Here is a 13405-nt window from a genome sequence, read left to right as displayed (position 1 = left end):
CATTTTTCATGATAGAAATATTTACTGACGGGGCATCAAGCGGCAATCCGGGTCCGGGTGGTTATGGAGTAATACTACGTTCAGGTAAGCATTATAAGGAATTGTCGGAGGGCTACCGTAAAACTACCAATAACAGAATGGAGCTGATGGCGGTAATTTGCGGACTTGAGAGCATAAAGCTGGCCGGTCAGCAGATTATGATTTTTTCGGATTCTAAATACATCATAGATTCAGTTGAAAAAAAATGGTTATTCAACTGGCTAAAAACAGGCTTTAAAAATAAAAAGAACAAGGATCTCTGGCTAAGGTTTCTGGATGTGTATAAATTACATCAGGTTCGCTTTACATGGGTAAAAGGCCATAATGGCCATCCTGAAAATGAACGCTGTGACGAGCTGGCTGTTATGGCAGCACAAAAAAAAGATTTGCTGATTGATACTTATTTTGAAAGAGAGGAATTGAAACTTAATATCTAATCAACTCCGCCAACTATACCTAAATTTTCAAGTCTGGCTTCTGCTTTCTGCTCGGGACTTTGAGATGAATATTCCTGCATCAGCTCTTCTACTTTCAGTACCATATTCTCTGAACCAATAAATATTGCTGAACGCTGGTGAAGAGAGCTTACGTCTTTATTAAGAATTCTTTCAAATCCGTCGGTAGCACGCCCTCCCGCCTGCTCTATAATAAAGGCCATCGGATTACATTCATAAACAAGGCGAAGCTTTCCATTTGGAGCGCTGGACGTAGTTGGATAGATAAAAATTCCTCCCTTAATCATATTACGATGAATATCCGCAACCATTGAACCAATATAACGGGACGTATATGGCCTTGAAGTTTTATTATCTTCAACCTGACAATACTTCAGATATTTTTTCACTCCATCAGGAAAATGAACATAATTCCCTTCATTTATTGAATAAATCGTACCGTCCTGCGGAATTTTCATCTTTGGATGAGAAAGGCAGAACTCTCCGATTGAAGGATCAAGAGTGAAACCATTTACCCCTTTTCCTGTGGTATATACCAGCATGGTTGAAGATCCGTATATCACATAACCTGCAGCAACCTGCTCTGTGCCTTTCTGAAGTACATCTGAAAGATTGGCTTTCCCATTAACAGATTTACGTCTGTAAATAGAAAAGATAGTACCCACAGCAACATTAACATCAATATTTGATGATCCATCCAGGGGATCAATAGCGACGATATATTTAGCATTTTTGGAGACTTCACCATCAATATAAACAAAATCATCATTCTCCTCCGACGCAACAATACAACACTCCCCCCCGCTCTTCAAAGCTGAAATAAACTGCTCATTGGCAAAAACATCTAATTTCTTCTGAGATTCACCCTGTATATTAATCGTACCAACATCTCCAAGAATATCCATCAGACCCGCTTTATTCACCTCCCGGTTTACAATTTTTGCGGCGATTCCTATATCTCTTAATAATCTGGATAACTCTCCTTTTGCATATGGGAAGTCACTTTGCTTCTCAATAATAAATTGTCCCAGTGTTAAAACGCCCTGCATATACTTAGTGTACTTTATACATTATCTTATTGCCAATTCTATGGCTTCTAAGGTATGAATTTTTTCTTCTGAAATGCAAAATCTAAGCAATGTACGAACTTTTTGCCACCCCTGCATTCCGGCTGCTCCAGGATTTAAGTGTAAACAATGCAATTTTTTATCATACATTACTTTAAGTATATGCGAATGTCCGGAGATAAATAAGGCAGGTGGATTGCGATTGATCTCCTCACGTATCCGCAGGTCATACTTTCCGGGATAACCGCCGATATGAGTTATCCAAACATCAGTTGCCTCGCAGGTGAATCTGAGATTCTCAGGAAAAGCCAATCTTATATCCCGGCCATCTATATTACCATACACCCCTTTTAGTGGCTTAAATGCACTCAGCTTGTCTGCAAGTTCAATGGTGCCAAAATCACCAGCATGCCAGATCTCATCACATTTATCAAAATGGCTAAAAACAGCATCATCAAGGAATCCGTGTGTATCCGATATCAATCCTATACGAGTCATATACTCAGAAAATTGTGAAAAAATCGCTTAAAAGTTCACGATATTCATTTGAATACACCCCCTGTTTCTCATAAATCACAAAATTTTGTACTAAGGCTTCAGCACCTCCAAAACCAAATTTTAATACACTTCTGTGGGGTACTGAATCTGAAAATGAGCTGATCAATATTTCATTTTGAAGCCTGATAGACCCCTTTGAAGTTTTTATCATTTTTATCATTTGAGAAGTATCCAAAGGTAAAATCAACCACAAGGATCCATTCTCTGTTAAATGAGATTCAGAACTATTCAGAATAGTTTCAAAAAAATCAATATCTGTATGCCTTGCCACATCCTTCTTCGGACTATCTGATCTTAATGAATTAATAAAAAACGGAGGGTTAGATACAATCATATCATAACTTTCATTGCTGTTCATAAAATAATCCCCGATCGAAGAGCTAATAATTTTAAGATTTGATGAAAATTTTGAATTTCCGAAATTCATCCCGGCAGTCGCTGCAGCTGATTCATCTATTTCCACGGCATCAATCTTTGCGTGATCAAATCTTTGCGCCAGCATTAACGAAATCAGGCCGGTACCTGTTCCGATATCCAGAATTCTGGAAGGCTTGAATGAATTGCATAATACAGCAAGTAAAACACCATCTGTATTTACTTTCATCGCACAGTTTTTCTGATTGATGCTAAATTGCTTAAAATGAAAAATATCCGACATTAACTTTCATATAATTCAATAGGCAGTCCGTCAGGATCAGAAAAAAAGAAAAACTTTTTGCCAGTATATTCATCGGTCCTGACAGCTTCCACTGGAATCCCCTTAATTTTCAATTCTGCAACAGCAGAATTAATATCATCTATCTCAAATGCCAGATGTCTGAGACCACATGCTTCCGGAAAAGAAGGGCGGGGTGGTGATGCAGGAAATGAAAACAATTCAATCTGGTAATCTCCATTCAGTGACAGATCGAGCTTGAATGATTTCCTTTCCTCTCTGTACACTTCACTTATAATCTTTAAGCCCAAAATTTCAGTATAAAAAACCTTCGAAGCTGTATAATCTGAACAAATCACAGCTATATGATGAATTTTCTTAAGTTTCATATTCAATTGTATCGAAATATTATTAAATGCTCATCAATCGCGACAAATTTTCGTCGCATACTATCTATTTAAAAAGCACCTGGGGATTCCGGCTAATGCATTAATCTGAGATTTCTCAAAAGTAGAAAAAAGACTGAAAATCTGTACAGATGTTGTTTTAATTAACCCTGTATGATATAAAACATACCCTATTTATACTAAGCCTGCCCGGCAGCTTAATTATATACAGGATACCAACTTGCTATCTGCGATTAAAATTCAGGAACAAACGAAACAATTTCCAATTTTTAATGAAAATCCGGATCGATTTTCAATTTATCATTAAAAATACAGACAAAAATTGACTCATTTTTAAATTTTAACTCATTTTTAAACAAAAATTTCTTGTTTTATTCATTTTAGTACTATTTTTACAAAAGTTTTAACAAATTAATCAGAAAAACGATGTCATCTTTAAGATTTCAAGCTTTAAATGCAGTGCTTTCAAGAACTACTCCTGAAGTAAAAGCGCATCCATCCAAACTTTCAGAACTATATTGTATCAATGTCTTTGATCAAAAAAAGATGAAAGACACTTTATCGAAAGAGGCCTATAACAGCATTATAGAATCTATTAATTCAGGAAGTCCGATAGACAGAGGTATTTCTGAGCAGGTTGCAACAGCAATGAAATCATGGGCAATGGCCAAGGGTGCTACCCACTATACACATTGGTTTCAGCCTTTAACAGGAACCACTGCTGAAAAGCATGATTCTTTCTTTGAGCCTGGATCAGATGGGCAGGGAATCGAAAAATTTTCGGGTGATGCATTAGCTCAGCAGGAGCCGGATGCTTCAAGTTTCCCTAACGGTGGAATAAGAAGCACATTTGAGGCACGCGGATATACTGCATGGGATCCATCGTCTCCGGCATTTGTTACCGGAACAACTTTATGTATTCCTACCGTATTCGTTTCTTATACCGGTGAGGCTTTAGATTATAAAGCGCCTTTATTAAAGGCTATTCATTTTATGGATAAAGCAGCTGTTGCAGTTGCACAGTATTTTGATAAAAGTATTGAGAAGGTTAACAGCTCTCTCGGTATTGAACAGGAGTATTTCCTGGTAGATCTTGCATTATTTAATGCAAGACCCGACCTAAGCCTTACAGGAAGAGCATTATTCGGACATTTATCTGCAAAAAATCAACAGTTAGACGATCATTATTTTGGTTCAATCCCTGATCGTGTGATCGCTTATATGCAGGATCTGGAAACTGAATCTGTAAAACTCGGCATTCCATTAAAAACAAGACATAATGAGGTTGCTCCTTCTCAGTTTGAATGTGCTCCTTTGTATGAAGAAATGAACCTTGCTATCGACCATAACTCACTATTAATGGATTTGATGGACAAAGTTGCCAGAAGACATAATTTCAAGGTGCTTTTACATGAGAAACCATATGCAGGTATTAATGGTTCAGGAAAACATAATAACTGGTCTTTAATCACAAATACAGGAAAAAACCTTCTTTCTCCTGGAAAGACCCCGAAGAACAACCTGATGTTCCTTACCTTCTTTGTAAATACAATCAGAGCAGTTTATGAACACGCAGATCTTTTAAGAGCATCAATTGCTTCTGTAAACAATGATCACCGCCTTGGGGCAAATGAGGCTCCTCCGGCTATCATTTCCATGTTCCTTGGATCTCAGTTGAATGACCTTCTTGATGATATAGAAACATCAAGAGTGACATCCAAAATGAAGCAGGAGCCATCATTATGGGCTAATATTCCAAAAATACCTCATATATTACTGGATAATACTGATCGTAACAGAACCTCTCCGATGGCCTTTACCGGCAATAAGTTTGAGTTACGTGCTGTTGGTTCATCTGCAAACTCTGCAAATCCAATGACTATCCTTAATACAATTGTTGGTGATCAGTTAATTAAATTCAAAACAGAGGTCGACAAACTGATCAAAAAAGGCGAGAAAAAGGATGTGGCCATCATGACGGTAATCAAACGTTATATCAAAGAGTCTAAAAACATTCGCTTTGAAGGAAATGGATATAGCGACGAATGGGCTCAGGAAGCAGCGAAGAGAGGTCTGTCTAATATCAAAACCACTCCAAAAGCTTTAGATATTTTAGTTGATCCTAAAACTGATAAATTATTCGAAGAAACCGGAATATTCAGCAAACGCGAATCACATGCCCGTCATGAGATCCTTCTTGAAGAATATTTCAAGAAACTTCAGATTGAAGCCAGAGTAATGGGTGATCTGGCTGACAACGTAATTATTCCTACTGCAATTAATTACCAGACTACACTTATCCAAAACGTAAAAGGCTTGAAAGAACTTGGATTGGGTGAAGAAACTTATGATGCTCAGCTTGAAATCATCAAGAAAATTTCTGTACACGTTAACTTTATCAGAAAGAGTGTTATTGAAATGGTAAATGAGCGTAAAAAGGCTAATAACATTGAAGATATAAGAGAAAAATCAATCGCTTACGATGAAAAAGTAAAATCTTATTTCGAGCCTATCCGCTACCATGTTGATAAACTGGAGCAATTAGTTGATGATTCAAAATGGCCTCTTCCAAAATTCAGAGAGCTGCTGTTTATGAAATAATCTCCATAATTATAATGTTAAATCAAAGTCCTGCTTCGGCAGGACTTTCTTGTTTTATACCAAATCTTATATCTTTTATATTACATCTCGTATCTAAGTACTATTTTTGCATCGATGTCAGACCTTAAATATAACCTACGCGGAGTTTCTGCTGATAAAGAAGATGTGCACAATGCCATCAAAAATATAGACAAGGGTATTTTCCCTAAGGCTTTTTGCAAGATCATCCCCGATATTTTAGGTTCAGATGAAGCCTACTGCAATATTATGCATGCAGATGGTGCAGGAACTAAATCTTCATTAGCATACGTTTACTGGAAAGAGACAGGGGATCTGTCTGTCTGGAAAGGAATTGCTCAGGATGCAATTATCATGAATCTTGATGATTTGCTATGCGTAGGTGCTACTGACAATATTCTGCTTTCATCTACTATAGGAAGAAATAAAAACCTTGTGCCGGGTGAGGTTATTGCAGAGCTAATTAATGGCACTGAGGAAATTCTGAGTGAACTGAGAGAGCTTGGTATTGGAATTTATTCAACAGGGGGTGAAACAGCTGATGTTGGCGATATAGTAAGAACAATTATTGTCGATTCTACTGTAACCTGCAGAATGAAGCGTTCAGATATTATCTCTAATGACAGAATACGTCCGGGCGATGTCATCGTAGGTCTGTCGTCTTATGGCAAAGCAAACTATGAGCAGGAATACAACGGAGGTATGGGATCGAATGGTCTGACTTCTGCCAGGCATGATGTGTTCCATAAATACATTGCTGAAAAATATCCTGAAAGTTATGATCCTGCTGTACCGTATGAACTATTATTTTCAGGTTCAAAAAAATTAACTGATACAATCAGCATTCCGGCAACAGAATTTAATGAAGCACTGAACATTACTGCAGGCAAGCTGGTACTCTCACCTACCCGTACCTATGCCCCGATTATCAAAAGAATTCTTGATCTGCACCGTTCAGAAATACACGGAATGGTTCATTGCAGCGGAGGTGCACAAACAAAAATTCTGCATTTTATTGATAATCTTCACATCATTAAAGATAACATGCTCCCGGTACCCCCGCTTTTCCATCTGATACAGGAACAATCAAAAACGGAATGGAAAGAAATGTATAAAGTTTTCAATATGGGTCACAGAATGGAATTCTATATACCTGAAGCCATTGCCTCCGAAATAATTAAAATTTCAAAGGAATTTAATGTTGACGCCCAAATTATCGGACGGGTTGAATCTTCAGATAAGAAACAGGTGACAATCCGTTCTGAATTTGGGGAGTTTGTGTATAACTGATCAAAGCTAATTCACAAAAAAGTTATTCAGTTGATTCAGAAGGACTTTTTTGCATATTCCCCTTCGATCTGCTTTTCCTGCTGAGCAGAATAAAGTCAATAAAAAAAGACCTGATCCACTCGGATCAGGTCTTTTTTTATTGATTAGTTCTTACAGGAAATTATAACGGAAACCAAACTGCATGTAGTACGTTGACGCAAAAGTCTGCGTAGTTCCAAAAGTTGAGTCTACCGGTTTATTATTAAATGTATTTAACCAGAAAGTTGGTTTGGTTGTTCCTCCCGGAGTAAGTGAAGAAACGTTCTGAGGTACAAGAATACCCGCTGATTTTACGAAATCAATATTCCCCCATTTACTGTTTACCAGGTTACCGAAATTCATGATATCCAGAGTAAACAGGAAGGAGTTTTTAGATTTTCCGTAATCCTTGAAAATTTCCTGAGTTAATCTGATATCCATCTGATTTCTCCATGGCATCAATCCTCCATTACGTTCTGCATACTTACCTTTATTTTTCTTCAGATAATCATCCTGTTCGATATAGGCAAAGAACAAGTCACTTTGTTGTTGTGCAGTATATGCAACTCCACCGGTTGCAGAAGATGCAGGACGATTAACGAAAGTAATTTCAGAAGCATTCTTTGGAATATAGATCAAATCATTGGTCTGACCGTCACGGTTAAAATCGGTAGTATAGGTATAAGAGAATCTTCCCTGATGAGAAGCTTCAAAGAACATTGAAACTGAAGTGCCCAGATTTTTAAAATACTCTTTTCTATAGCTAAGTCCTGCAACTACACGGTGTGGAACGTTAAAGCTTGAATAGCTGAGTCCCGGATCATTAGCTGTATTAGAAATTGGTTTTAATGACCACGTATTCAATAGCTGATCACCATTACCATCAAACAGTACTTTTTGCTCGCTTCTGGTATAAGCCAGAGAGCCTGACAATCCTTTACTGAATGTTTTATTCAAAGAAGCAGTAAGAAACCACGAATGACCATCCTTCGCATTAGAAAGCAAGATCGGATTGAATGCCCCTGTTGCGGTAGCACTTGCCTGACCGGTGCTGGTAAGCTTATTGATAAACTTATCTACGTTAGCACCTGGATACATCGGACGGTTATCAGGATATCCTGAAACGTTCAATGGACTTGGATTAACCAGGTTAACATTGATTCCATTAGCAATATTCAGATCCTTGTTATAAATTCCTTCCAGAGTTCCAATAACTCCCCATGGCAGTTTTACATCAAGGGCAAGACTGCTTTTCCAGGTTTGAGGAAACTTGAAGTTCGGATCCATTGCACTCAAAGTTGATGGAATTGAAGTTCCTGCCGCAGGAGGTGTTGCCGGAAGGTATTTTCTCATATTCGGATCAAACGGCCCCGGTGTATTAGTCTGTCCGTTCCATGCCTGCGTGAACTGGATAAGTCCGGCATCCCCTGATTGGGCAACAATCCATACAAACGGAACTTTGGTAGTAAAGATACCGCTACCACCACGTAGCTGTATAGAACGGTCTCCCTTCACATCATAGTTAAACCCAAATCTTGGAGAAAACATAATTCTTTCTTTAGGAAGCAGTCCGGTATCATATTTCTGGCCACCTGAGAAAGTCAAAGGAGCAACTAAAGGATGTGTTTTAATTTCAGGGACGTCAGGATATGTTGGCAATTCAAAACGTAAACCTGCTGTCAGATTCAATTTTTCTCCTACTTTAAATACGTCCTGAACATAAGCAGAATACTGCTGGAATTTAAAAGTTGGGAATGCCTGAGCATAACCCGGAGACAATGAATAAGTGATTGCATAATCATTTGGTTTCGCTCCGTTCACAAAATCATCCCATGAATTGAATCGATAATATCCTGTTCCAAAACGCTGGAAACCATTTTGTGTTGTACTGAAATCTGCCTGGGCGCCTAAGGTTAGCTCATGATTCCCCAAACTCATGGTGAAGTTATCGGTAAATGAATAGGTCTTTACATCCCTGAGGTTACCATAAGTAAAGGGCTCATATCCGAAAGTAGTAAATGCAGTACCATCCTTCATGATATCAACCAATGGAAAAACATCACTTTCAGAGCCTCTCGGATCATTCTGATGAGTGAAACTTCCTCTTAAAGTATTAGAAAGCTTAGAACCGAATGAAGAGTTCAACTCTGCAGCAAGTGAGTACTGATTTGCCTCCTGAGTATAGTTTGAATTAGCAAAGTGTAGGTGTCCGGGAGCTAAACGACCTCCATTATTTGGAAAGTTAAACCCGGTTCCTCCTGTAGATGTACTGATAAATGATGGAGTAGCACTTTCTACCTGATTATAACGAACATTGAATCTATGATCCTTACTGATATTCCAGTCTAAACGGGCGAGAAATTTATTGTTATAAGACTTGTTGCTGTAACCCTGATAAATTCCGGGATCATAAGAATATTTGTTGATCAGGTAACTACGGATCATATCCATCTCTCCTGCTGTTGGTCTTGCAACGTTATTGTTTGACCCAAATGGAGCAGATGCCGAAGCGGCAACTCTGGCCTGACCAGGTCTTATTTCTTTAGCCCGATCTACGTTAACAAAGAAAAATAGCTTATTCTTCACAATCGGTCCGCCTAAACTCAAAGCAAATTGAGTAACATCCATTGATTGTAAAGTGATTGGATTTCCGGCAACTTTATCACCCTGATATTTTTCGTTTCTAAAACCCAGGAAAGCATTCCCGAAGAAGTTATTTCTACCTGAACGGGTAACAGCATTAATAGCACTACCTACGAAACCAGACATTCTTACATCATAAGGGGCAACATTTACAGAAACCTCTTCAATCGCATCAATTGAAATCGGAGATCCGCCCGCCGGAAGATTACTGCCAATACCGAACTGATTATTAAAATCAGACCCGTCAACAGTGAAGTTGTTCTGACGATAGTTACCACCACCAATCGAAGCACCGTTTGCCTGAGGAGTAAATTTAGTCAGGTCGTTTACGCTCCTGCTTATTGTTGGAACATTCTGGATTAAAGCACGGCTAATATTGGTTGTTGAACCGGTACGATTCGCATTCAAAACAGAATTTGGATCTGCTGCTGTAATCACAACTTCCTGTAATTCACGCCCTGAGGCATTTAAGGTAACATTAAGAACAAAAGGCTCTCCAAGTTTTAACTGTACATCATTAAAGGTTTCTGAATTATATCCAATATAGGATACAACAACTACATAAGGTCCTCCTACACGCATGTTAGGAATATTAAACCTTCCGTCAATACCTGAAGAAGAACCATATACGGTTCCGGTTGGCTGGTGAGTTGCCTTAATTGTCGCGCCGATCAATGATTCTTTTGAATCACGGATAGTACCCGACAAGCTACTTGTTGTGACCTGGGCATAAAGGCTAATTGCCGCTAATACCCCAACAAGTGTTGAGAGTAAAAACTTCTTCATAAATTCGTTTTTAATGGACTGATTTTAATTGGTTAATAAGAAATCGGGGCAAATATAAACAGCAATTTTGACTTTGTAACATTTGTGATATTAACTTACTGTTAAATATCAGGGTGCTTACTTATATTATATTATTGATCAATATTTTATAATCTCTTATTTCCTGAGATCAAATATTTTAAACCCGGCTAGTATTTTCTTAGATTTGCCCAAATTCTCTTTTGTACCAGAATAATATTATATGAATTACGACATCATCATTATCGGAAGCGGACCTGGCGGTTACGTTGCAGCTATCAGAGCAGCACAATTAGGCTTCAAAGTTGCTATTGTAGAACGTGAGTCCCTGGGTGGAATATGTTTAAACTGGGGTTGTATTCCAACAAAAGCACTTTTAAAAAGTGCCAATGTATTTGAATATATCTCTCATGCTGCAGATTATGGAATTAAAGTGCAGGGTTCTGAAGCAGATTTTGGCGCGATCATTAAAAGAAGCAGAGGGGTTGCCGAAGGAATGAGCAAAGGAGTTCAGTTCCTGATGAAGAAGAATAAGATAGAAGTAATTTCTGGTACCGGAAAAGTAAAAAAAGGTGGTAAAATAGAGGTCAAAGGACCCGATGGCTCTGTAAAGGAATATTCTGCAAAACATATTATTCTGGCTACGGGCGGTCGCTCAAGAGAATTGCCTAACCTGAAGCAGGATGGTGTAAAGGTAATTGGTTACCGTCAGGCAATGGTTCTGCCACAGCAACCTAAATCAATGGTAGTGGTAGGTTCAGGAGCAATTGGGGTTGAGTTTGCCTATTTCTATAATGCAATCGGAACAAAAGTTACCATTGTTGAATACCTTGATAATATTGTCCCTGTTGAAGATGAAGACATTTCAAAGCAACTGATCAGAAGTTTCAAAAAAGCGGGAATTACCGTTATGACCGGTTCTACTGTTGAATCAGTTGACACTTCGGGTAAAGGCTGCAAAGTTCAGGTTAAAACGGCAGTTGGTACTGAAACAATTGAATGTGATGTTGTACTTTCTGCAATCGGAGTTAGTCCGAATATCGAAAATATAGGTCTTGAAGAAGTTGGAATTGAACTTGAAAAAGGCCGTGTTAAAGTAGACGACTTTTACCAGACAAATGTTCCGGGGGTTTATGCAATCGGCGACATTGTTAAGGGACAGGCACTTGCCCATGTTGCATCGGCAGAAGGAATAATCTGCGTAGAAAAAATTGGAGGTCATCATCCTGAACCATTAAATTATAACAATATCCCGGGCTGTACCTATTGCTCACCTGAGATCGCATCTGTCGGATATACTGAAAAAGCCGCAAAAGAAGCAGGATACGAAATCAAAGTTGGTAAATTCCCATTCTCTGCATCAGGAAAAGCAAGTGCGGCAGGTGCAAAAGATGGTTTTGTAAAAGTGATATTCGATGCAAAATACGGCGAATTCCTTGGTGCTCATATGATCGGAACAAATGTTACAGAGATGATTGCTGAGGTTGTTGTTGCACGTAAGCTGGAAACTACCGGAATGGATATCGTTAAGTCGGTTCACCCGCACCCTACCATGAGTGAAGCCATTATGGAAGCGGCGGCTGATGCATACGGAGAAGTAATACATTTATAATGGACAATTGACAGTTGACAATTAAATCATTGTCAACTGTCAATTGTCAACTAAACAACCATGGCCTGGTTATACCTGATCATAGGCGGCATGTTTGAAGTTGCATTCACAGCATGTCTTGGAAAAGCAAGAACGGCATCAGGGGCAGAGTTTTGGCTGTGGATTCTGGGCTTTCTTTTCAGTGTTTCTGTAAGCATGTATCTGCTATATCTTGCATCACGCACATTACCTATGGGTACCTCCTATGCTGTTTGGGCAGGTATCGGAGCTGTTGGATCAGTAATTACAGGAATATTATTATTTAAGGAACCGACAGATTTCTGGAGAATATTTTTTCTGTTTCTGCTGATCTCATCAATTATTGGTTTAAAACTTTCAAGTAAAGTCTGATATGAAATTATTTACCGTAAACGCAGGATTCTTTAAACTGGACGGCGGTGCAATGTTTGGTGTTGTCCCTAAGTCGATCTGGCAGAAAACCAATCCGGCAGATGAGAACAACCTTTGCACATGGGCAATGAGATGCCTGCTGGTACAGGATGAAGACAGATTAATTCTTATCGACAATGGAATTGGTTATAAACAGGATGAGCGGTTTTTAAAGCATTATTACCTGCATGGTGATGATTCGCTGGAAAAATCACTTGCATTTCACGGATTCTCTAAGGATGATATTACCGATGTTTTTCTGACTCATTTACATTTTGACCACTGCGGAGGCTCTATAGAAAGACTGGAAGACGGAAGTCTTGTTCCGGCATTTAAAAATGCTGTTTACTGGAGTAATAAAGCCCACTGGGACTGGGCTGTAAATCCAAATGATCGTGAAAAAGCATCCTTTCTCAAGGAAAATATTTTGCCGATCCAGGAAAGTGGTAAACTAAAATTCATTGATACTGTAGACGGAATCCCATTCACCCAAAATATAAAGATCCGTTTTGCATTCGGACATACAGAATCCATGATGCTGCCGCAGATTAGTTATAAAGGCAAAACCATTCTTTATATGGCAGATATGCTCCCTTCAGTAGGACACATTCCAATGCCTTATGTGATGTCTTATGATATGTTTCCAATGAAAACCCTGAATGAAAAAAAGAAGTTTTTTGAGGAAGCTACACAAAACGGATATGTTCTATATCTTGAACACGACCCTGTAAATGAGTGCTGTACGCTTCAGGAAACAGAAAAAGGCATCCGGGTTAAGGATACCTTTAAATTAACAGATATTTTATAAG

General features: G+C 38.6%; 11 protein-coding genes. 6 read left to right on the top strand and 5 right to left on the bottom strand.

Annotated elements, in window-relative coordinates:
- Positions 1-8 precede the first annotated feature (8 nt).
- Complete coding sequence (gene rnhA / locus P2W72_RS13750) at positions 9-476, top strand: ribonuclease HI (RefSeq protein WP_276363609.1); 468 nt, start codon at positions 9-11, stop codon at positions 474-476.
- Here the strand turns inward: rnhA and fbp are convergent.
- The 4 genes from fbp to P2W72_RS13730 are packed head-to-tail and all read right to left on the bottom strand — an operon-like array spanning position 473 to position 3163.
- Complete coding sequence (fbp, locus tag P2W72_RS13745; RefSeq protein ID WP_276363606.1) at positions 473-1543, bottom strand: class 1 fructose-bisphosphatase; 1071 nt, start codon at positions 1541-1543, stop codon at positions 473-475. The genes rnhA and fbp overlap by 4 nt on opposite strands.
- A gap of 21 nt (positions 1544-1564) precedes the next feature.
- Positions 1565-2059, bottom strand: coding sequence for a metallophosphoesterase family protein (locus P2W72_RS13740; protein WP_276363603.1), 495 nt, complete (start codon positions 2057-2059; stop codon positions 1565-1567).
- Between the two features lie 4 nt (positions 2060-2063).
- A complete protein-coding gene (locus tag P2W72_RS13735) occupies positions 2064-2723 on the bottom strand; it encodes a methyltransferase (protein ID WP_276363600.1) in 660 nt (219 codons plus the stop codon).
- A 53-nt stretch (positions 2724-2776) separates the two neighbouring features.
- Positions 2777-3163: a VOC family protein gene (locus P2W72_RS13730; RefSeq protein ID WP_276363597.1), complete on the bottom strand. Its 387-nt coding sequence runs from the start codon at positions 3161-3163 to the stop codon at positions 2777-2779.
- A gap of 444 nt (positions 3164-3607) precedes the next feature.
- Between P2W72_RS13730 and P2W72_RS13725 the strand changes: the two genes are divergently transcribed.
- Together P2W72_RS13725 and P2W72_RS13720 are read left to right on the top strand one after the other, a co-directional pair.
- Positions 3608-5782, top strand: coding sequence for a glutamine synthetase III (locus tag P2W72_RS13725; protein WP_276363595.1), 2175 nt, complete (start codon positions 3608-3610; stop codon positions 5780-5782).
- Between the two features lie 114 nt (positions 5783-5896).
- Complete coding sequence (locus P2W72_RS13720; RefSeq protein ID WP_276363594.1) at positions 5897-7090, top strand: AIR synthase related protein; 1194 nt, start codon at positions 5897-5899, stop codon at positions 7088-7090.
- Between the two features lie 150 nt (positions 7091-7240).
- Here the strand turns inward: P2W72_RS13720 and P2W72_RS13715 are convergent, their stop codons facing one another.
- Positions 7241-10537: a TonB-dependent receptor gene (locus P2W72_RS13715; RefSeq protein WP_276363593.1), complete on the bottom strand. Its 3297-nt coding sequence runs from the start codon at positions 10535-10537 to the stop codon at positions 7241-7243.
- 241 nt (positions 10538-10778) lie between these two features.
- Between P2W72_RS13715 and lpdA the strand changes: the two genes are divergently transcribed.
- From lpdA to P2W72_RS13700, 3 genes are read left to right on the top strand one after another with little or no spacing between them, the layout of a single operon-like run.
- Positions 10779-12167, top strand: coding sequence for a dihydrolipoyl dehydrogenase (lpdA, locus tag P2W72_RS13710; protein WP_276363592.1), 1389 nt, complete (start codon positions 10779-10781; stop codon positions 12165-12167).
- A 60-nt stretch (positions 12168-12227) separates the two neighbouring features.
- Positions 12228-12557, top strand: coding sequence for a multidrug efflux SMR transporter (locus P2W72_RS13705; RefSeq protein WP_276363589.1), 330 nt, complete (start codon positions 12228-12230; stop codon positions 12555-12557).
- A 1-nt stretch (position 12558) separates the two neighbouring features.
- Entirely contained in the window at positions 12559-13404 is an 846-nt protein-coding gene (locus P2W72_RS13700) for an MBL fold metallo-hydrolase (protein ID WP_276363586.1), read from the top strand.
- Position 13405: the final 1 nt, after the last annotated feature.

Origin of the sequence: Daejeonella sp. H1SJ63 (genome assembly GCF_029360775.1) — a bacterium.
Classification (GTDB): Bacteria; Bacteroidota; Bacteroidia; order Sphingobacteriales; family Sphingobacteriaceae; genus Daejeonella.
Note: the sequence above shows the minus strand (reverse complement) of the source record. Positions and strands in the feature narration are given on the sequence as shown.

Excerpts from the sequence above, each read along its gene's own strand:
- fbp (WP_276363606.1), bottom strand. The coding sequence starts at position 1,543 with ATGCAGGGCGTTTTAACACTGGGACAATTTATTATTGAGAAGCAAAGT.
- P2W72_RS13740 (WP_276363603.1), bottom strand. The coding sequence starts at position 2,059 with ATGACTCGTATAGGATTGATATCGGATACACACGGATTCCTTGATGAT.
- P2W72_RS13705 (WP_276363589.1), top strand. The coding sequence starts at position 12,228 with ATGGCCTGGTTATACCTGATCATAGGCGGCATGTTTGAAGTTGCATTC.
- P2W72_RS13715 (WP_276363593.1), bottom strand. The coding sequence starts at position 10,537 with ATGAAGAAGTTTTTACTCTCAACACTTGTTGGGGTATTAGCGGCAATT.
- P2W72_RS13720 (WP_276363594.1), top strand. The coding sequence starts at position 5,897 with ATGTCAGACCTTAAATATAACCTACGCGGAGTTTCTGCTGATAAAGAA.
- lpdA (WP_276363592.1), top strand. The coding sequence starts at position 10,779 with ATGAATTACGACATCATCATTATCGGAAGCGGACCTGGCGGTTACGTT.
- P2W72_RS13725 (WP_276363595.1), top strand. The coding sequence starts at position 3,608 with ATGTCATCTTTAAGATTTCAAGCTTTAAATGCAGTGCTTTCAAGAACT.
- rnhA (WP_276363609.1), top strand. The coding sequence starts at position 9 with ATGATAGAAATATTTACTGACGGGGCATCAAGCGGCAATCCGGGTCCG.
- P2W72_RS13735 (WP_276363600.1), bottom strand. The coding sequence starts at position 2,723 with ATGAAAGTAAATACAGATGGTGTTTTACTTGCTGTATTATGCAATTCA.
- P2W72_RS13730 (WP_276363597.1), bottom strand. The coding sequence starts at position 3,163 with ATGAAACTTAAGAAAATTCATCATATAGCTGTGATTTGTTCAGATTAT.
- P2W72_RS13700 (WP_276363586.1), top strand. The coding sequence starts at position 12,559 with ATGAAATTATTTACCGTAAACGCAGGATTCTTTAAACTGGACGGCGGT.